At 55.6% G+C, this 20,263-nt stretch carries 19 protein-coding genes; 12 read left to right on the forward strand and 7 right to left on the reverse strand.

Annotation, left to right across the window (positions count from 1 at the left end):
• Positions 1-55: 55 nt before the first annotated feature.
• From BS640_RS06675 to BS640_RS06695, 5 genes are read left to right on the forward strand one after another with little or no spacing between them, the layout of a single operon-like run.
• Positions 56-1,516, forward strand: coding sequence for an MFS transporter (locus tag BS640_RS06675; RefSeq protein ID WP_017490569.1), 1,461 nt, complete (start codon positions 56-58; stop codon positions 1,514-1,516).
• Positions 1,509-2,717 (forward strand): acyl-CoA dehydrogenase family protein, encoded by a 1,209-nt coding sequence (locus BS640_RS06680; protein WP_084912227.1) that lies wholly within the window; start codon positions 1,509-1,511, stop codon positions 2,715-2,717. The genes BS640_RS06675 and BS640_RS06680 overlap by 8 nt, the downstream gene beginning before the upstream one ends.
• Positions 2,718-2,727: 10 nt before the next feature.
• A complete protein-coding gene (locus BS640_RS06685) occupies positions 2,728-3,945 on the forward strand; it encodes an SfnB family sulfur acquisition oxidoreductase (protein WP_084912228.1) in 1,218 nt (405 codons plus the stop codon).
• A gap of 10 nt (positions 3,946-3,955) precedes the next feature.
• Positions 3,956-5,164, forward strand: coding sequence for an SfnB family sulfur acquisition oxidoreductase (locus tag BS640_RS06690; RefSeq protein ID WP_084912229.1), 1,209 nt, complete (start codon positions 3,956-3,958; stop codon positions 5,162-5,164).
• Entirely contained in the window at positions 5,161-6,510 is a 1,350-nt protein-coding gene (locus BS640_RS06695; RefSeq protein ID WP_084912230.1) for an LLM class flavin-dependent oxidoreductase, read from the forward strand. Before BS640_RS06690 ends, BS640_RS06695 begins: the two co-directional genes overlap by 4 nt.
• A 39-nt stretch (positions 6,511-6,549) precedes the next feature.
• Here the strand turns inward: BS640_RS06695 and BS640_RS06700 are convergent, their stop codons facing one another.
• On the reverse strand, positions 6,550-7,815 hold the full coding sequence (locus tag BS640_RS06700; protein ID WP_084912231.1) for an SfnB family sulfur acquisition oxidoreductase: 1,266 nt from the start codon (positions 7,813-7,815) through the stop codon (positions 6,550-6,552).
• 292 nt (positions 7,816-8,107) lie between these two features.
• Here BS640_RS06700 and BS640_RS06705 point away from each other — a divergent pair, with 292 nt between their 5' ends.
• Positions 8,108-9,007, forward strand: coding sequence for a LysR family transcriptional regulator (locus BS640_RS06705; RefSeq protein WP_017490575.1), 900 nt, complete (start codon positions 8,108-8,110; stop codon positions 9,005-9,007).
• Positions 9,008-9,153: 146 nt separating this feature from the next.
• Positions 9,154-9,747, forward strand: a complete 594-nt coding sequence (locus BS640_RS06710; protein ID WP_017490576.1) for an NAD(P)H-dependent oxidoreductase — start codon at positions 9,154-9,156, stop codon at positions 9,745-9,747.
• A gap of 186 nt (positions 9,748-9,933) precedes the next feature.
• Here BS640_RS06710 and iolE read toward each other — a convergent pair whose 3' ends face one another.
• A complete protein-coding gene (iolE, locus tag BS640_RS06715) occupies positions 9,934-10,830 on the reverse strand; it encodes a myo-inosose-2 dehydratase (RefSeq protein ID WP_017490577.1) in 897 nt (298 codons plus the stop codon).
• Positions 10,831-10,851: 21 nt separating this feature from the next.
• A complete protein-coding gene (locus tag BS640_RS06720) occupies positions 10,852-11,331 on the reverse strand; it encodes a heme-degrading domain-containing protein (protein ID WP_084912232.1) in 480 nt (159 codons plus the stop codon).
• A 342-nt stretch (positions 11,332-11,673) separates the two neighbouring features.
• On the opposite strand from BS640_RS06720, the gene zigA reads away from it, so the two are divergent.
• The gene (gene zigA, locus BS640_RS06725; RefSeq protein WP_084912233.1) at positions 11,674-12,906 is read left to right on the forward strand and encodes a zinc metallochaperone GTPase ZigA; all 1,233 of its coding nucleotides are present in this window, start codon (positions 11,674-11,676) and stop codon (positions 12,904-12,906) included.
• Between the two features lie 106 nt (positions 12,907-13,012).
• On the opposite strand, the gene BS640_RS06730 is transcribed toward zigA, so the two are convergent.
• From BS640_RS06730 to BS640_RS06740, 3 genes are all read right to left on the reverse strand, one after another.
• Positions 13,013-13,783 carry an HPP family protein gene (locus tag BS640_RS06730; RefSeq protein ID WP_206600916.1) on the reverse strand — a complete coding sequence of 257 codons (771 nt, stop codon included), beginning with the start codon at positions 13,781-13,783 and terminating at the stop codon, positions 13,013-13,015.
• Positions 13,784-13,877: 94 nt separating this feature from the next.
• Positions 13,878-14,804, reverse strand: coding sequence for a DMT family transporter (locus BS640_RS06735; protein ID WP_084912235.1), 927 nt, complete (start codon positions 14,802-14,804; stop codon positions 13,878-13,880).
• On the reverse strand, positions 14,801-15,391 hold the full coding sequence (locus BS640_RS06740) for a TetR/AcrR family transcriptional regulator (RefSeq protein ID WP_084912236.1): 591 nt from the start codon (positions 15,389-15,391) through the stop codon (positions 14,801-14,803). The genes BS640_RS06735 and BS640_RS06740 overlap by 4 nt, the downstream gene beginning before the upstream one ends.
• Positions 15,392-15,547: 156 nt before the next feature.
• On the opposite strand from BS640_RS06740, the gene BS640_RS06745 reads away from it, so the two are divergent.
• A complete protein-coding gene (locus tag BS640_RS06745) occupies positions 15,548-16,033 on the forward strand; it encodes a GNAT family N-acetyltransferase (RefSeq protein WP_017490583.1) in 486 nt (161 codons plus the stop codon).
• 261 nt (positions 16,034-16,294) lie between these two features.
• On the opposite strand, the gene BS640_RS06750 is transcribed toward BS640_RS06745, so the two are convergent.
• Positions 16,295-17,464, reverse strand: a complete 1,170-nt coding sequence (locus BS640_RS06750; protein WP_084912237.1) for a cupin domain-containing protein — start codon at positions 17,462-17,464, stop codon at positions 16,295-16,297.
• Positions 17,465-17,838: 374 nt separating this feature from the next.
• On the opposite strand from BS640_RS06750, the gene hpxO reads away from it, so the two are divergent.
• From hpxO to BS640_RS06765, 3 genes are all read left to right on the forward strand, one after another.
• On the forward strand, positions 17,839-18,996 hold the full coding sequence (gene hpxO, locus BS640_RS06755) for an FAD-dependent urate hydroxylase HpxO (protein WP_084912238.1): 1,158 nt from the start codon (positions 17,839-17,841) through the stop codon (positions 18,994-18,996).
• Between the two features lie 145 nt (positions 18,997-19,141).
• Positions 19,142-19,339 (forward strand): hypothetical protein, encoded by a 198-nt coding sequence (locus tag BS640_RS06760; protein WP_017490587.1) that lies wholly within the window; start codon positions 19,142-19,144, stop codon positions 19,337-19,339.
• Position 19,340: 1 nt separating this feature from the next.
• Positions 19,341-20,126: a hypothetical protein gene (locus tag BS640_RS06765; RefSeq protein ID WP_084912239.1), complete on the forward strand. Its 786-nt coding sequence runs from the start codon at positions 19,341-19,343 to the stop codon at positions 20,124-20,126.
• Positions 20,127-20,263: the final 137 nt, after the last annotated feature.

Below are 20,263 nucleotides of genomic sequence, written 5' to 3' on the forward strand. Positions count from 1 at the left end.
ATCACCTGCCACTGTTATCGACATTGGTCTGCACAATAAAAAACACGAGGGTTCTATGAGCACGATTAACATTGACGACGGCGTTGCTTCGCCGCCGTCCCATTCAACACCGATAGGATCGGTTGGCGACGTCGCTAAACTGATTAACAACAGTTCGAAAAAAAATACCTACGCGCGCTTTATCGTTTTCCTTGCGCTGGGCGGGGTGTTTCTTGATGCCTATGATCTGACCACGCTGTCATACGGCATCGATGATGTGGTCAAAGACTTCGGCCTTACGCCGACGCTGACCGGCCTGGTCACTTCTTCCATCATGATTGGCACTATCGTTGGTAACCTGCTGGGCGGTTGGTTAACCGATAAGTACGGCCGTTATTCGGTATTCATGGCCGATATGCTGTTCTTCGTGGTATCGGCGATCGCTGCCGGTCTGGCACCTAACGTCTGGGTGCTGATTGGCGCGCGCTTCCTGATGGGGGTCGGGGTAGGTATCGACCTGCCGGTAGCGATGGCCTATCTGGCCGAGTTCTCTAAATTTACCGGTAAAGCCAATAAAGCCTCAAGGCTGGCCGCCTGGTGCCCGATGTGGTACGCGGCCTCGTCGGTGTGCTTCCTGATCATTTTTGGCCTCTATTTTGTGCTGCCAAAGGAGCACATCGACTGGCTGTGGCGTGCGTCGCTGCTGTTCGGCGCGGTGCCTGCACTGCTGATTATTGCCGTGCGCAGTAAATTTATGAACGAATCCCCGCTGTGGGCGGCCAATCAGGGTGACCTCAGCGGTGCTGCACGTATCCTGCGCGACTCTTACGGTATCACCGCTCATGAAGATAAATCTGTCGCTCAGGAACAGAAGAAAGCGCCGCCGAAGGTCAGCTTCCGCGTGCTTTTCCAGAAGCCTTACCGTGAACGGACTTTGGTCTCCGGCGTGATGAACGTCTGTGTCTCGTTTGAATACACCGCGATTGCTTTCTTCCTGCCGTCAATTTTGGCGCAGTTCCTCGGCGCGGGCGTGTTTGAAACCATCTCTGCCTCGCTGGGCCTGAATGCGCTGTTCGCCTTTACCGGCGGGCTGCTCGGCATGCGTCTGGCGTGGAAATTCCCGTCGCGCCACGTGGCGATTGCCGGTTTTGCCCTGCAGTTTATCGCCCTGATTTCACTGGCGCTGATTGGTCATCCGACGGTGCTGGTTGGCGTCATCTTCGCCATTCTGATGCTCGGCCTGTGGCTGTTTGCCGAAGGCTTTGGTCCGGGCGCGCAGATAATGATCTATCCGGCGCTGTCTTATCCTACTCACGTTCGCGCGACCGGCGTGGGTTTTAGCCGCTCGCTGTCGGGCATCGGCAGTGCTTTGGCGCTGTTTATTCTGCCGATCCTTCAGGCTTCATTCGGTACCAACATGTTCTGGATTGTCTCCTTGAGCGCCATCCTGCCCATCGTATTCTTGCTGGTAGTCCGCTTTGAGCCGACTCGTCGCGATATTGATGACCATTCTGAAAACGGAGAACACCATGCCTAAGCAACTGACGACTGACTATCAAACCCTGGCGGCCCGTTTCCGTCCGATATTTACCCGCATCGCCGAAGGGGCCGTCGAGCGTGAGCTGGACCGCCAGCTTGCCGTAGAGCCGATCCGCTGGCTAAAAGAGGCTGGCTTCGGCACGCTGCGTATTCCTGTCGAAGAGGGTGGTTTCGGCGCTACGTTGCCGCAGCTGTTTCAACTGCTGACCGAACTTGCCGAGGCGGATTCCAACCTGCCGCAGGCGCTGCGGGCGCATTTTGCCTTCGTGGAAGACAGACTTAATCAGCCCGACAGCGAAGAGCGAAAACGCTGGTTCCGCCGCTTTACCGACGGTGAGCTGGTGGGCAGCGGTTGGACCGAAATCGGCAATCTCAAGCTCGGTGAAGTGGTCACCAAGGTGTCACCGAGCGAAAACGGCTGGACGCTCAACGGCCACAAGTTTTACAGCACCGGCACGCTGTATGCCGACTGGATTGACGTCTACGCCCAGCGCGGTGACAACGGTCGTGACGTGATTGCGCTGGTGAACACCCATCAGACGGGCGTACAGCGTGAGGACGACTGGGACGGTTTCGGTCAGCGCCTGACCGGCAGCGGCACCACGCGTTTTGAGCAGGCGAAGGTGGAGGCCCCACACGTCTATGACTTCAGCGAACGTTTCCGTTATCAGACGGCGTTTTATCAGCACGTGTTGCTGTCAACGCTGGCGGGTATTGGCCGTGCGATCACCCGCGACGTGGCGCAGGGCGTCGCCAACCGCAAGCGCATCTACAGCCACAGCAACGCCAACCTGGTGAAGCAGGACGTGCAGGTGTTGCAGGTCGTCGGGCAGATTTCCAGCTGGGCCTATGCGGTTGATGCCACCGTTCAGCAGGCGACTCAGGCACTGCAACAGGCTTATGAGCTGCACGACAGCGGCGACGAAGCGGCAATTCAGCAGGCTAACGTAAAGGCCGAGGTCGACTCTGCCAAAGCGCAGGTGATTGCCACCGATCTGGTGACGCGTGCCGCCACCGAGCTGTTTAACGCACTCGGTGCATCCGATACGCGTACTTCTAAGGCACTAGACCGCCACTGGCGAAACGCACGTACGGTGTCTTCCCACAATCCGGTTATCTATAAATCGCGTAACGTCGGCGATTGGGAGGTTAACGGAAATGAACCGACGTTTATTTGGCAAATTGGCAACGGTGAGTGAGGAGAGCCTAATGACCATCAAGGAAGAAAACCTTTGGCGCGCCCCCGAAGCGGCGGCGGTAATCACCGACGAACGGCAGGCGCTTAAGGCGGCCCGCGCGGTCGCCGAACTTGCTGCCGTTGACGCGGTAGTGCGCGACCGTGAACGCCTTTATCCGCTGGAGGCGCTGTCGTTGTTCAGCCGTCTGGGGCTGGGCAGTATCTCCGTGCCGCGCGAGTTTGGCGGCGGCGGATTGTCTTATCTTACCGTGGCAGAGGTTTTCCGGCTGATTTCCGCCGCAGATCCCTCTCTGGGACAGATTCCGCAGAACCATTTTGGCCTCATTCAATATCTGCGCGATGAGGCGTCGCATGAGCAAAAAGCCGCCTTGTTCAACAAGGTGGTGACTGGGCATCGTTTCGGCAACGGCGGCCCGGAAAAGAATACGCGGCATACCCGTGAGGTACTGGCTCGCCTGCGTCAGTCTCCCGACGGGCCACGCCTGACCGGCGAGAAGTTTTACTCCACTGGCGCACTGTTTGCTCACATCGTGGTGACTACCGCGATAGACGACCACGGCAAGGCGGTGCTGGCGTTTATTCCGCGTCCGGCCGAGGGTCTCGAGATTATCGACGACTGGTCCGGCGTAGGGCAACGAACCACCGCCAGCGGCACGGTGCGTCTGCACGAGGTGTTGGTCGATCCGAAATGGCTGGTCGAAGTGCCCGCCACCGATAAACCTTCACTACGCGGACCGGTTTCGCAGCTGATTCAGGCGGCCATCGACGCCGGTATCGCGCGCGGTGCGTTTGAAGACGCTCGTAAATTTATTCTTGAGCAGTCGAGGCCCTGGATAGACGCTGGCGTCGACCGTAACGCCGATGACACTCAGCTGCAGGCCGACGTGGGCCGCATTTACGTTGAACTGCTGGCGGCTGAGGCGCTGCTTAAACGTGCCGCCAGGGTTCTGGACGAGATTAACCCTGCCCACTTCGATGCCGCCACGGCGGCCCGCGCTTCTATCGCCGTTGCCGAAGCCAAAGTGTTGACCACAGCGATTGCGCTCAAGGCGAGCGAAAAGTTGCTGGAGTGGGGCGGCAGCAGGGCAACGCTTAGCCAGCACGGACTGGACCGCCACTGGCGCAACGCGCGGACACACACGCTGCACGACCCGGTGCGCTGGAAGAATCACGCCATCGGCAATTATTACCTTAACGGTATTTTCCCTGTGCGACACGCCTGGATATAAGGACACCACGATGACAATAAGCCAGGTTAGCCCTAAAAACCCCGCCAGCATTATCACTTCGGCGCAGCAGGCGCTGAGCGTTGCCCGAGAACTGGCGTTAGCGTTTCGCGTCGACGCCGCCGAGCGTGACCGAGAAAGAGTGCTGCCCTTCAAACCGCTCGAAGCTCTGTTTGCCTCCGGTCTGGGCGGGATAACCGTGCCGAAACACCTTGGCGGCGCAGAGGTCTCTGCGGCAGTCGTGGCCGAGGTTATTGCGATATTAAGCGAGGCCGACGGCGCTATTGGCCAGGTGCCACAAAACCATTTTTATGCTCTCGAAGTTTTACGCATCAACGGCAGTGAGGCACAGCAGCAGCGGCTTTATCGCGAGGTGTTGGCGGGCGTGCATCTCGGCAATGCGCTGGCTGAGTTCTCGTCCCCCTCGGCGCATCAGCGCAGCACGGCGGTGTTGCCCAACGGCGGCCAATATCTGCTGCATGGCAGAAAATTCTACGCCACCGGCGCGCTGTTTGCCGACCGGATACCTACCGCAGCGCGCGACGCCGAGGGCAAAGAGCAACTGGTGTTTGTTCCCCGGCATCAGGACGGCGTCAACGTCATCGACGACTGGTCTGGCTTTGGTCAGCGCACCACCGGCAGCGGCACGGTGGTGTTTGAAGAGGTCTCGGTGAATGCTGATGACATTGTGCCGTTTTACAGCGCCTTTGAGCGGCCGACTACCGTCGGGCCATTTGCGCAGATTATGCATGCCGCTATCGATCAGGGTATCGCTCGTGCTGCCTTCAACGACATGCTGAATTTTATTAATACCCGCTCCCGTCCGTGGCCGGACTCTGGTCTGGACCGCGCGAGCGACGATCCGCTAATACTCGACCGCGTGGGTCAGCTTGCGGCACGCTTGCAGGCGGGGGATGCGCTATTACAGGAGGCGGGAGAGGCGGTTGATATCGCACAGCGTGACCCGAATGCGTCCACCGTCGCCGAGGCATCGGTACAAGTTGCGGTGGTGCGGGCCTGGACCACCGAGGTCTCTCTTGAGGCGGGAAGCCTGCTGTTTGAGCTTTCAGGAACGCGTTCAGCGCTGCGTGAGCACAATCTTGACCGCCACTGGCGCAATGCGCGTACGCACACGCTGCATGACCCGGTGCGCTGGAAATATCCGGTCATCGGCAACTATGTCTTAAACGGCGTTTTGCCGCCGCGTAGAGGGACAATATGAGCCAGCCACGCAAGAAGGTGCTGCTGAATGCCTTCAATATGAACTGTGTGGGGCACATCCACCACGGCATGTGGACGCACCCTCAGGACCGTTCCACCGAATTTACCTCATTGAAATACTGGTTGGATTTAGCCAAAACGTTAGAGCGCGGGCTGTTTGACGGGCTGTTTATCGCCGATATTCTCGGGGTTTACGACGTTTATCAACAGGGGATTGCCCTGACCGCCAAAGAGTCTATTCAGCTACCGGTTAACGACCCTCTGATGCTGGTTTCGGCGATGGCGAGCGTGACCGAACATCTGGGTTTTGGCGTGACCGCCAATCTCAGCTATGAGGCGCCTTACCCGTTTGCCCGCCGGTTTTCGACGCTCGACCATCTTACCGACGGCCGCGTGGGCTGGAACATCGTGACCGGTTATCTCGACAGCGCCGCGCGAGCGATGGGGCAAACCGAGCTGCTGAGCCACGATCGCCGCTACGACCAGGCCGACGAGTTCCTTGATGTGAGCTATCAGCTGTGGGAGGGAAGCTGGGAAGACGATGCGGTCGTGGCCGACAAGCAGCGTCGCCTGTACGCCGACAGCGGTAAAATTCATCCGGTTCACCATCGGGGCGAGTTTTATCAGGTTGAGGGATACCACCTTTCGTCGCCTTCACCGCAGCGCACGCCGCTGCTGTTTCAGGCGGGCAGCTCGGCGCGCGGCCTGCAGTTTGCCGCCCGGCACGCCGAATGCACCTTCGTCAGCGGCAGTACGCCGCAGGCAACGCGGGCGCAGGTGGACAAGCTGCGCAAGGCCGCACAGGACGCGGGCCGAGATCCCGACTGCCTCAAGGTCTTTATGGGCGTTTCGGTAATAGTCGCACCCACCGAGCGTGAAGCGAAGGAGAAGCAGCAGGAGTATCTTCGTTACGCCAGCCCGGAGGCAGGCATTGCGCATTTCTCCAGTTCCACCGGCATCGACCTTTCGCAGTTCGGGCTCGATGAACCGATTCAGAGCGGGCCGACGCGCGCCATCGAGTCGGTTAGCAAGGCCTACAGCGGCTGGACGCGTCGTCAGCTGCTGGAACAGCACTCGATGGGCGGACGCTATTCACTGATTGTCGGCAACCCCTCGCAGGTGGCCGATGAGCTACTGAAGTGGGTCGATGAAAGCGGTATCGACGGCTTTAACCTGACGCGCATCGTAAATCCACAAAGCTATATCGATTTTATCGATCTGGTGGTACCCGAGCTTCAGCGGCGCGGTCGTTACAAGACTGAGTATCAGCCGGGTTCGTTAAGGGCAAAACTGTTCAACAATGACCGATTGCCGTCAACGCACCCGGCGGCGCGCTTTAGACGTTAAAGGGGATCAAATCCCGCCCGAGAGGGCGGGAGACAGGCGTTAGCTCCAGGCGTGGCGCGGGGGATTGACGCCGTTGAGATAGTAGTTTCCAACGTGGAAATATTTCCAGCGCACCGGGTCGTGCAGGGTATGAGTACGTGCATTACGCCAGTGGCGGTCGAGGTTGTATTCGGCCAGCGTAGAACGGGTTCCCGCCAGTTCAAACAGTTTATTGCCTGCCAGAATCGCAATCTCGGTGGTCAGGACTTTTGCTTCAGCGGTGGCGATAGTCGCTGCGGCCACCGTCTCCTCATTCGGCGTTTTTAGCGCGAGATCGATAAACTCACCGGCGCGCCACAGCAGCGCTTCGGCCGCGTGCAGGCGGATTTGCAGGTCGCCGATGGCGGCAAGGGTAAACACATCGTCCGAGGCCTTCTCTTGCCCGCTGTCTATCCACGGGCGGGATTTCTCCTTCACGAACGCCAGCGTGTCGGCGATAGTGCCGCGTGCGATGCCCGCATCGACGGCGGCCTGAATAATCTGTGATATCGGACCGGCGGCGGTAGGCCGGTCGAACGCTTGCCAGACCGGAATAACGTTTTCCGGCGTGGTGCGCACGTTGTCAAGCAGGACAGTTCCCGAGGCGGTGGTGCGCTGCCCGAAACTCGACCAGTTGTTAATCACGGTCAGGCCTTCGGCGTCGCGCTCCAGGATAACCAGCTGCACGTGCCCCTCTTCATCGACCGCTACGGTGTGCACCAGATGCGCCAACAGTGCGCCAGTGGCGTAAAATTTCTCACCGTTGACCACCAGTTGTCCGTTCTCACGGCGCAGGGTGGTCTTAAAATCGCCGACTGTTTTAGACCCTTTTTCCGAAAACGCGTTGCCCCAGCGAAGCCCTTGCAATATGCCCGCCAGCAGCCGATTTTTCTGTTCCTCGCTGCCGTCGGCTATCAAATGCGCTACGCCGGCAAGATGATTCTGCGGGATCTGCCCCAGCGCAGAGTCGGCGGCGGAGATAATGGCAATCACCCGCGCTAGCGTAACGTAAGACACCTCGGCACCGCCGTAGGCCTTAGGCACGTTGATGCCCCATAGCCCGCTTTGCGAGAAGACATCAAGCTCGGCAATCGGCAGCAGTCCCTCTCTGTCTCGGCGTGCCGCACCCTCAGCAAACACCTTTGCCAGGCGCTCGGCGACGGCAATAGCCTCGGCATCGTTTTTAATCACCTGCGCTGGCGTGGCAGGGCGCGGAAGAGGGGCCAGCGGTTCCGGTGAATTAACCCGCACGTCGGCGGCCTGAGGGGAAACTTCAATAGTGGACATAGGCACTCCTCATGAATGATGTGGCGCATAGGCGCTGGATAACCATCCTGTCACAGCTAGACGGGGCCGGTTAGATCAATTCCGGCTATCTATTTTCGGCAGAAGGATAAAGCTAAGTACCAGAAAAAAAGAAAGAATATTGGAATGTGGCGGGGGCGAACGAGCCAACATGCTGTTTAAAAAAATTGCCGGTGCCAGGGGCTTTATTCAGACTCGGCAAGACAGAGGCTGGACGGGGGGCTATGCAACGGGTAGCCTGCGCTAAGGTGCGATTTTGATTAAGAGAGAGTGAATGAGAAACGGCGATTTTAGTGATATCGCGGCGTTTATTGCCGTCGCAGAAGAAGGCAGTTTCACGCGTGCGGCAGCAAAACTGGGACTTTCTCAGTCGGCGTTGAGCTACGCGGTGAGAATGCTCGAACAGCGGCTTGAAACGCGGCTTATCTCGCGAACGACCCGCAGCCTCTCGCTGACCGACGCCGGGGAGCGTTTTTTTCAAACGCTTAAACCGGCACTGGAAAGCATCAATAATCAGATAGATACCCTGAAGACATTGCACAATCGGCCAGCGGGTAATCTGCGCATCACCACCTTTAAACATGCCGCGCAGACCGTACTCTTTCCCGCGCTGTCGGCGTTTATGGCTGAATATCCTGACATCACGGTTGAAATCGACGTTAACGAAGGGCTGGCGGATATCGTCGCCGAACGCTTTGACGCGGGAATTCGCTTCGGTGAACAGGTCGAGAAAGACATGGTGGCGGTGAGAGTCGGCCCGGATATTCGCATGGCGGTGGTCGCTACCCCGGACTATTTTGCCCGCTATGCGCCACCGCAAACGCCGAGAGAACTGGGCGAGCATCGCTGTATACGCTATCGGCAGAAGACCGCCGGGGGCCTCTTCGCCTGGGAGTTCCGAAAGGGGGAGAGCGCACTGGACGTTAAGGTGGACGGCGCGCTGATAGTTAACGACAGCAATATGCTTGAAGACGCCGCGCTCAAGGGACTGGGGCTGGTCTACATCTATGAAAGCCAAATTGTTGAGCATGTGGCAGAAGGTCGGTTGGTGCGTGTGCTGGAGGACTGGTGTGAGCCTTTACCCGGCTATCATCTTTATTATCCCAGCAGAAAGCAGCACACTCCCGCATTTTCACTGCTTCTCGACAGGCTGCGCTACAGGCCGCATGGCTGAGTCAGGCCTGCTGCCTCGATTCAGAAGTCGCATTTCTAAGTTTATGCGCATTCCCCCCTCTAATCATCAGAGTGTGGGTAGCGTATCTTCTTGTGTATCAGCCCGGAATGACGCCGGACTCATTAATAAACGCACAGGAAGAAAACATGAAAAATGTACTGATCGTCAATGCGCACCAGTTTTACGAAGGCATGTCTTCCGGCAGTTTGAACAAGCTGCTGGTGGATACCCTAGCCGCAGAGATGCACAGTCTGGGTTATGAGGTACAGCACACGCACATTGACCAGGGTTATGAAATTAATGAAGAGGTGCAGAAACATCTCTGGGCCGACATTATTATCACCCAGTCGCCGGTTTACTGGTTTGGTAACCCTTGGATCTACAAAAAATATGTTGATGAAGTGTTTACTGCAGGCCTGATGCAGCAGAGCTTTTTGGCCGATGACGGTCGAACAAGACAGGACCCTGACCGCCAGTACGGCAGCGGTGGCAAGATGCAGGGCAAAAAATACATGCTGTCACTGACCTGGAATGCGCCTGAAGCGGCGTTCAATAACCCGCATCAGGCGCTGTTTTCCGGTAAATCTGTCGATGACGTTTTCGCCCACAATACCGCTAACTACCGGTTTTGCGGCGTTGAGGTGGTGCCGTCATTTTCCTGCTATGACGTGCTGAAATCCCCCTCTGTCGACAGCGACGTGCTGCGCCTGAAACAGCATCTGAGAACCGTTTTCGCTTAATCGTACCGTCAGTGGCGCGGCAGCACTAACGTAAACAGGCTGCCTTTGCCAGGTAGGCTTCGACCCGCCTCTTCCCCCGTGCAGTTAGGCGAGGGTCTTGACTGTCTTGGTGGGAGAGTGCTTTAGCAAAGCGCCGCAAGAATGACCACTGCGGCGCGTGAGATAATTAATAAAATACCTAGGGTTTTAGAGGCCGGTCTGGTCGCGAATAAACTTCCGTGCTTTAAGGGCATATTCCAGCGGGTTGGCCTTCGACGGATCCTGTTCGGCCTCGACCACCATCCAGCCGCGATACCCGCTTTTATCGAGCAGTTCAAACACCGGCGCAAAGTCAATCACGCCGTCACCCGGCACGGTAAACATGCCCTGACGAACGCCGGTCATAAAGGACTGCTGTTTGTCTTTAACCTGCCTTAATACCTCGTCCCGGCAGTCTTTCAGATGCACGTGACGGATGCGTGCGAGATGTTTTTCCAGCACGTTCACTACCGCCTGCTGAGTTAGCTCAGACGCATAAACATGCCCCGTATCATAGAGCAGGAAAACGTTGTGGCTCACAACCTCCATGAAGCGGTCAATTTCTGCCGGCGTCTGAATACCGGTTCCCATATGATGATGCAGACAAACCGACATCCCTTTTTCAGCCGCCAGCTCGGCAATAAGGTTGTAGCCTTCGGCTACGCGCTGCCACTGTAAGTCGTTAAAGATAATTTTCTCGCCATACACCGGCTGAGGCAGGCCCTGAATACTGCCGCTTTGCTCCGAGCAGCCAATCACCTTCGCGCCCATGCTGTGCAGGAACTCCAGCGTTTGCTTGAATTCTTCGACCGTCTGTTCGCGACGACCATCGGCAAAGAAGGTGCTGAACCAGGCGTTGCAGATTTGCAGCCCACGCAGTTCCAGTGCCGGTTTAAGCAACGCCGGGCTGCGAGGATATTTACTGCCAACCTCACTGCCCTTGAACCCGGCGAGCGCCATCTCGCTGATACACTGCTGGAAGCTGTTTTCATCGCCCAGTTCAGGCATGTCGTCATTGGTCCAGCCGATGGGGGCTATGGCCAGTTTCACAAAATCGCTGTTCATCATGATGTCCTTGGCAACGAGTTACTTCTTGTGTTTCAGGTAATGGCTGATGCCGTAAACCACCAGCGCATGGTCATCCTGCGACGGCAGGCCGCTTACGCTAACGGCACCGAATACCGCGCCAGCTCGGGTCAATAACGGAAAGCTGCCGCCGTGGTCGCAGTATTCGGCCTGATTGATAAAGGCGTGATGCTCCATGCGTTCGCCAGTCAGCTCATAGTTGAGCCCCGCATAAAGGGAGGAGTGGGCGAGGCGCAGCACGGTATTTCTTTTACGTTTCATCCATTCCAGGTTATCGGCACTCGAACCCGGTAAGGCGGTCAGAAACAGCGGTTGGCCGAAAGCAAAAATCTCAATCGAAACGGGCGCATCTGACTCCAGCGCACGCTGACGAATTGCGCTGCCAATCTCCCATGCAGAAGTGAAATCAAAATCCAGATTGTCAAAACGGTGTTCAGCTTCCTGCTGAAGCAAAATTTCTGGCGTCAGGGTATGGCTCATTTTTACAACTCCCGTAAGAAGTAGCGCAGTGGCTCAATGATCAATTCAACGGGAGAGAGGCTATGCTAAAGAAATGAAAATTTCAATTTATATTAAAAATGAAATAAATGATTATTTTTTGGTTTAATCATTTGATTTTAATTTAAATTAATTTAAAGGGCCGATATTTTTGTGACCCTTCAAGATGAATATAAATGTAGATTTGTGATTGTCATCACCTATTAACGGCTGATTTTTTTCCTGGTTAGCCACATGTCCGATCAGGATAAGCTTGATCTTAATTTGTTATGTTATAACATAACAAATTAATTCTATTAAGGCATCCTTTTCAGAGGTCAGGCTATGACAGAGAGCATTGCACCATCTTCAAATTTCCTTCATGACCCGCGCCTGCCGGTCACCGTGCTTTCCGGTTTTTTAGGCGCAGGTAAAACCACGTTACTGAACCATATCCTTAATAATCGTCAGGGGCTGCGTGTCGCAGTCATCGTCAACGACATGTCAGAGGTCAATATTGACGCGGCGCTGGTGCGAGAAGGCGGTGCCGAGCTGTCGCGCACCGATGAAAAGCTGGTAGAAATGAGCAATGGCTGTATCTGCTGCACGCTGCGCGAAGACTTGCTGATTGAGGTCGACAGGTTGGCGAAAGCCGGACGATTCGACCATCTGGTTATTGAATCGACCGGTATCTCAGAGCCGTTACCGGTCGCCGAGACCTTTACCTTCACCGATGATGACGGGCAAAGCCTGTCAACCTTTGCCCGGCTCGACACCATGGTCACGGTGGTCGATGCCTTTAACTTTCTTAATGACTACGAGTCTGACACCCGCCTGCGGGAAAGAGGGGAGTCGCTCGGTGAGTTTGACGATCGCGCGGTGGTCGATTTGCTGATTGAGCAGGTTGAGTTCTGTGATGTCATCGTGCTCAACAAGGTTGACCTCATCAGCGTCCAACGGCAGGACAGGCTGTATGCCATTCTGCACAGTCTTAATCCGCGCGCCAACATTGAGGTCGCCTCCTTCGGGCAGGTGGCGTTAGACAAGGTGCTTAACACCGGGCTTTTTGATTTCGAACAGGCTGCTCAGGCTCCTGGCTGGCTTAAGGAGTTACGCGGAGAGCACACACCAGAAACCGAAGAGTATGGCATTACGCATTTCGTCTATCGTGCTCGCCGTCCATTTCATCCGCAGCGTTTTGCCGTCCTGGCTAACGATGGCCTGCCCGGCGTCGTCCGTTCGAAAGGCTTCTTCTGGCTGGCGAGCAGGCCGACCTTTGCCGGACAATGGTCGCAGGCCGGTGGCGTATCGCGGCAGGACAAGGCCGGTATGTGGTGGGCGAGTGTGCCGAAAGAACGTTGGCCTGAGGACTCTGAGACGCTGGCATTTATCCTCGAATATTGGTTAGACGGCGTCGGCGATGCACGTCAGGAGCTGGTGTTCATCGGTATCGATATGGATGAACAGGGTCTGCGCGCCAAACTGGACGATTGCCTGCTGAGCGATGAGGAGATGTCGATGGGGGTCAAGGTTTGGGTCAAATTTAGCGATCCATGGCCTTCATGGGAGCCGGCATGAGTCAGAGCAGCATCCTGCCCTCAGGACGCCACTCAATTAACTCAAACCTGCCGCCGGGCGTCGCCAGGCTCAAGGCCGTAACGTGAACGATGACATCAGAAAACGCTCAAGAGGCAATCCGGGTGGGTTGCGTCTGAGTTTCTGAGGCATCGAGCGCGTGCCGGCGTCGGGCAATTGACTCGGCGCGGGAAAAGACCTCAAGCAGGGAGTCTTCATCGATATCCAGCACTTCAGCGTTTTCTTTCAGCGCGGCCTGAAGGTCTGCGGCCGTGATGCTAAGCGTTGGGGCAGGCGTCAGCGGCGTCACGCTGGCCGGAGGGACAGATGAACGAACGCTGTGAACGGAATGGGGATAACGGCGTTTCATCGTGTTGTTGAACAACAGCGCGGCACCGGTCAGCAACAGTGAATTGAGCAGCACCGGATACAGTGCAAAACCATAGCCTAAATGGGTGATGGTCGGGCCACCGAGCACCGCGGTAATGGCGACGGCACCGCTGGGGGGATGCAGACAGCGAAGCGGAAACATGAGGGCGATGGAAATCGCCACGGCCAGCGCGGCGGCAACGCTGGCGTCGGGGATTGCGAGCGCACAGGTTACGCCAACCACTGAGGCGAGTAAATTTCCGCCGATGACCGCCCATGGCTGCGCCAGCGGGCTGGCCGGAACGGCAAACATCAGTACCGCCGAGGCTCCCATCGGCGCGATTAACCACGGGACAGATTCACCCACTGACAATCGGCATAGCCATTCGGTCAGGATAATGCCGAAAGCGGCCCCGACACAGCCAACGATCCGTTCCCGCCGACTGGATATAACGGCCTGCGGCCAGAAGTGATCGCAGGCGGTTTTAAGCTTTTTTATCAATAAATTCATAACGCAATAGGTAACCATAAACAACAAAGCGCCTATTGTATCATGAGATGAATTCGCTTAAAAAACGTTGAACCAGGCAACAGGAATACCTTACTTAAACCGTTTCCCGGCTTTCTGAAAGCGTTGAATTTCTTTTGGCCGGAGCGGTAATCAAAATCAGGCAAATACCGACCAGCGCAATGCCGAGCCAGCCCTGGGGCGTGAGCCTTTCGCCGACAATAAACACCGCGAGAACGGCGGCAACGACCGGTTCGAGCAGAGTCAAGGTGGTCGCCATGCTTGCCGGAATGCGCGCCAGGCCAAATCCGAAACACAGGTAGCCGATGAACATCGGCACCAGCGCCATATAGGCCCCGACGGCAGCATTATTCCATGACGCCAGGAGAGGCGCTCCGGTCGCGAAAAGCACCGGCATTAGCAGGATGCCTCCGACCCCAAAGGTTGCGCCCATCGCCGTTTTGGAAGGCACGCCGCGCTGCATGAGCTGGCGTGCGGCCCAGGAATACAGCGCGTAGGTGAGACCCGCAATCAGACCGGTCAGGATGCCGGGAAGCATCTCGGACGTCGCGCCGTGCCCGGTGTTTTTGGCTAAACACAGCAGTAACATTCCAACAATGCCAAGCGATGCACCGGCCATCCAGCGCAGCGAAAGGCGTTGCCCTTCGAGACAGTATTCAATCAGCGCGGAAAGCAGCGGGGCCGACCCAATCGAGACTAGCGTGCCGACAGTGACGCCCGCCATGCGCATGGAGGCATAAAATGCCAGCGGATAGACCGCGACCGCCAGAGCACCGACTATCAACAATCGCCACTGCTGACCGAGGGCGTGCCGAAAACGCAGCAAACTCCTCAAGGCAATGAGTGCCTGCAGCAGTCCGCCGACGCCCATGGCGACTGAACCGATGGCCACGCTGCTGACCTGAGGGGCAAAGGTCGCGGCAGTACCCGTTGTTCCCCACAGTATGGCGGCAATCAATACCGCCGTGATGCCACCAAATCGGCGGTCACTGCTTATTGTCATAGTGCCTCCATCAGCGTTATAGCCATGCTGCGCGCCTGGCGAACGCAGTCACCATTGCCTTCAAGGCCCGCGCGCGACATCGCACCTTCGAGCAGAAAGGCCAAGTGCTTCGCCAACAGCGTTGCCCGTTTTTCATCGCCCCGAGTCAGTTCAATAAGATGTGTGGCCAGAATGGACTCTACCTGCTCTTTGTGGCGTCGTACGGCCTGTCTGCCCGGCGCGTCGGCGGGGAGTTCAGCGGCGGCGTTAAGCAGGCCGCAGCCTCGAAATCCGCGTTCATAGGCGTATTCTGCATGGTCCTCATAGGCGAGAAAAACCGCCAGTACGCCCTCTAGCGGACTGTTCGCCGCCTCTAGACGATGTTGATATAACGACAGCCACTCGTCATGGCGGAGATGCAGGTAGGTTTCGACCAATTCGGCCTTGGAGGCGAAATTGTTGTAGAGGCTTTTTTTTGCGACACCCGCCCGTTTTACCACGGCGTCAATGCCCGTTCCTGCAATGCCATCGTTGTAAAACAAGACTCTTGCGGCATTGAGGAGGCGGTCTCGAGCGCTCTCTCCTGCGTCGGGTTTTTTTGCCGTCATAGCGTCACCTGTTGGTTTAATTGCACATTGAGTAGGTAGCCCAGTCTACCTACTTAGCGCGTGACGTCAAGCGTTGAGCAGCGTGAGGGGTTTTGTGGTAAAGAGATATTCAGGAAAGAATCAGAACTAAATCAGTAATAACTCAGGGAGCAAAGGATGAGTTTATCGATTGCCGTGTGTGAAAAATCGGACTGGAAGAGCATGGTGGGGATTTTTACCGAGATGGAGGAACACTACTTTGGTGCTGGCATTATTGAGCCGTCAAAGATGGAGACTTACCTCGAGTCACGTGTTTTTGCACCTGATTCTGGCGTGATTGTTATCCGAGTCAAGCAAGACGAGGCCATTATTGGGTTCGCCTGCGTGAACATCCTTTATCCGTCTCCGAGGTATTCGGGGCAGATGTATATCAAGGAGTTATATATTTCAGCGGCTCAGCGTGGGCAAGGCGTGGGAAGGCGCTTAATGCAGTATATCGCTCGATTGGCCGTTGAGCGGGAATGCCTGCGTCTCGACTGGATGTCGGAGAAAAGTAACGCAGGATCAGCGCGATTTTATCGTTCGCTCGGCGGCGAGACTCTCGACGGCATGTTTCATTTTCGGCTGTTCGGAGAGTCTCTGCACAACCTTGCCGACAAGTAATCAATAACTACAGGGGCGTGACGGTTTCGACATGTTCTTCAAGCGTTGCACGCCAGTCGAGATCGGAATCAAGTGAAACAGCACGTCCTCAGGCAGGATACACCCGTATCGAGCGGGACCCCCGCAACGTCGAGAGCAGCCTGCGAGACGTGACCGCAAGTCTCAACTATCTGCGCTCCGTCGGGTCTGACGTCGGTGGACTGAGTCCCAGGCCCCGAATCGATTCCGGGCCTGGGAGTGCATCAAATCACAAACGGAAAGTTACTGAGCGCCTTTAGAAATAAACAGTTTTTCCGCAGGTCGAGGGTCCCAGTCTGCCTCGCCGTTGAGGAAGTTGTCGGCAAGCACGTTGGAAGGGGTCTTAGCGAGCCAGTCTGACAGCGAAATATCCTGATAAATGCCGTTGTCCAACACCACCAGCACCTTGAGATCCTCATCGCCAATATTCTCGATATAGTGCCCAAAGCCCTGCGGCACGTAGCCTACATCGGTGGCGTCATACTCTTGCGTCTCGGCGTGACCGAGTGAACTAAAGACCGTCATGCGGCCTTTGCCTGAAATATAGTATTGCCATTCGTTGGCATTCGGATGCCAATGCATCTCCCTCACCGCGCCGGGTTTCATGATTTCGATGACGCCGGTCATCGTTTGAGAAATGGGAAACTCTTTTGATGAAACAATGTGAATACTGCCGTTTTCGCTTTCGAAGAACGGAGGAACGCTCATCAGCGGATAGTGGTGTTTGAGCGGGGAGTCGTCTCGGCCCCCGTTGTTGCGCGCCAGTGGCAGGGCAGGAGGAACGCGTCTGGTGACGATGTAGGCTTCTCCCTGTTTGGCTTTTGAGAAAATGGAGGCGGGAAGATTGGTGCTTTTACTCAATACTTCTTTCGGCGTATGAGCCACCCAGTCGGTGATACTGAAAGTGCCAAACTCCGAGAAGTGGCCGTTATCGAAGGTCAGAATAAAATGCGCGCCGCCCTCGAGTGCTTGAATCGAGTGGCCATAGCCTTTGGGGAAATACCATACGTCGCCAGGGCCAAACTCGGCCACTTCCGAAGTGCCTTGCGGATCGATGATGGTAATGCGTGCCTTGCCAGAAATCATAAATGCCCACTCGGCGGCGATTGCATGCCAGTGAAGTTCTCGAACGGAACCCGGTGCTAGCGTCATATCGACACCGGCAATACCTTCTGAAATCGGGAACTGTTTAACCGTGGCTTCGCGTGCCCATCCACCGGGTAGAATGCGTTTTACGCTGTCTGAGTATTTGTATTTATAAACTGCTGTGGCGTTATGAGCGGGTTGGTAAGTCGTAGGGGGAGCCAGATTGCGGGTTTCTTCCGCCGAGGCCTGGCTCACCAGAGCGCTGGTCAGACCGACGGTTGCCGCGCCTGCGGCCGATATTTTCAACATATCACGACGTGTCAGCATTTCACTTTCTCCATATGGGTGTTCTCCTCAAGAAAAGTAAGGGTAATCGCCATTGGTGAAGCGCGCCAAAAATTGATTATTTCTTAATGTTTAATTGTTGCAAATTTGTAATGACATTAAACATAAAATCAATAGTAATAATTTAACCCTATGAAATAATTGGGTTGTTTCTATTTTGTGCTAAGGGTGCACCAGATTCGTTCAATGCCCCATCCTCGTGCGTTAAGTTGGTGCGTTGAACCCGTCTTTGTAACGATTGTTTCATTGAGCATTGTATACATCGATTGTATACAAGGGCTTTGCGTGAAATCAGAGCTTCTTTTCAAGCTGGTACGGAAATTGCTTTTCTCTTGAGAGACTTCAAGGAGAAAAACATGAAAGCTGTCGTGATTGGTGGTGGTATTGGCGGGACGTGTGCGGCGATTGCGCTGAAGCGCTTTGGTATCGAGACTGCCGTATACGAGGCGGTGAAGGAGATCAAACCGGTCGGTGCCGCCATCTCCATCTGGCCTAACGGCGTCAAATGCCTTAACTATCTTGGCATGAAAGACGCGCTGCGCGAGTTGGGCGGACACATGCGCTACATGGCGTACAACGATTACAAGCTGGGCCAGACTATGACCCGTTTCAGCATGGACCCGCTGGTCCAACGCGTAGGCGAGCAGCCTTACCCGGTGGCACGCGCTGAGCTACAGGCGATGCTGCTCGACACCTATGGCCGCGACAGCGTGCAGTTTGGCAAACGCGTGACCCACGTGGAAGAGTCCGCCGACGGCGTGACCGCCTGGTTTGACGACGGCACCTCTGCCCACGGTGATTTATTGATAGCCGCCGACGGCACTCATTCCGTCGTTCGTAAGCACGTGCTGGGCTATGATACCGAGCGCCGCTATGCCGGCTACGTTAACTGGAACGGGTTGGTTGAAATTGATGAAAGCATCGCCCCGGCTGACCAGTGGACCACCTTTGTCGGTCAAGGCAAGCGGGTGTCACTGATGCCGGTAAGCGGCAACCGTTTTTACTTCTTCTTCGACGTCCCTCTGCCAAAAGGGCTCGAGCAAGACCGCAGCACGGTGCGTGAAGACCTACAGCGCTATTTTGCCGACTGGGCGGAACCGGTGCAGAAACTGATTGCAGGTATCAATCCTGAGACCACTAATCGCGTCGAAATTCACGATATCGAGCCGTTTATGACCCTGGTGAAAGGGCGCATTGCGCTGCTGGGTGACGCTGCTCACAGCACCACGCCGGACATTGGGCAGGGCGGCTGTGCGGCGATGGAGGACGCCGTGGTGCTGGCGAATCTGCTGCAAACCCACTCGCTGGGGATTGAGGATGCGTTGCTGCGTTATCAGGAAAAACGCGCGCCGCGGGTTAAAGATTTGGTGCTGAAGGCCCGAAAACGCTGCGATGTCACCCACGGTAAAGAGATGGCGCTGACTGAGCAGTGGTATCACGACCTGACTGAGGAAACGGGTGAGCGTATTCTTGACGGAATGTGTGAAACCATTTTGGGCGGTCCGCTGGAATAATCCTGCCTTATCAAGACGACAGTCCTACGGGAATACCTTTTGGTATTCCCTTTTTATTTTCCCCTTCAGGTCGAAACCGCCAATTATCTTATAGATGAATAGACACTCGCCTGCCATGCTTATTGCATTATTCATGGAGGTCGTAATGCGCAAATTTTTATTTTCGATTTTTTCCAGCCCGGAATCTCTTTTGCAGGTGATGAGTCAGAGCGATATTGAAGAGGCGATAGAAGAAGGGGATCGCATTATTATCAATGAGGACGGCGTGGCCTCGGTCAATACTTGCAGCAAAGAGGTTAAAGAGGATTTTGCTCGCCACGTGCAAACGCTAAGGAGAGTATAAAATGGGAACGGCTGTTTTTATGGTCTTGATGGTCTGCGGTTATTGGTACACCAGCCGCGACCTGTCCACTCGCTTTAAAATTAAACGCACCTTCGGCTGGGACGTCTATTTTTTAGTGGCACTCTACGGCTGCATTTTTGTATTGCAGGGGTTGGTGGCTACGGCCCTGATCTGGCTGGTACTTTTGTTGACGTCGACTATTATGAACGCCACATCCTACTCGCTGGCCGATCATTATCATCACCTGCAAATGGACTTCATGAACTGGAGTTTTTTAGGGATCCAGGCGCCGGTGATTATTATGCTGACCTTCGCGGTGATTTTCTGTTTTTATCGCTCCAACTGGGCGGGCAGCGCAAGATTAGACAGTGCAGGCAGGAAAGATCTGTATAAAAGGCTCACCCACTCTAACGGCGTTGAAGGCATATTATTTCAGTGTATGGAGGAGGGCCATCTCGCCTGGATAACCTTGAAATCGCGGCGGATATATATCGGCATGGTACACACCACCTCTTTTGAAAATAGTGCGACTGCCAACGTGGTATTAATTCCTATGCTAAGCGGCTATCGCGAAGGCAAAACGCTAAATCTTTGCATCGAGCATAATTACAGCGCCTGGTATGACGAGCACGATATTACGCTAGATTCATCACCCCGTTCGGCGATGGATTTTCGCAAGGTGATTATGGCTTCGCAGATTGAAAGCCTTTCGCTGTTTGATGCCGCCAGCGCGACGGCGTTATCGATGCGACAGGGCGAGCGTGAGAACGAGGGAAAAACGGCTTGATGCGGCCTTCACGACAACATCAATGCGCCAGCGTCTCCCCCGTTGGCGCATCGTCTGAGCAGGTCATTAAAACCTTAGGTTCTGAAACTTATGTTTCATTGCCGGTCCTCTCTCCTAGTGGCAAGCAACTGCCCGAT

The sequence above is a fragment of the Rouxiella badensis genome, assembly GCF_002093665.1.
Taxonomy (GTDB): Bacteria; Pseudomonadota; Gammaproteobacteria; order Enterobacterales; family Enterobacteriaceae; genus Rouxiella; species Rouxiella badensis.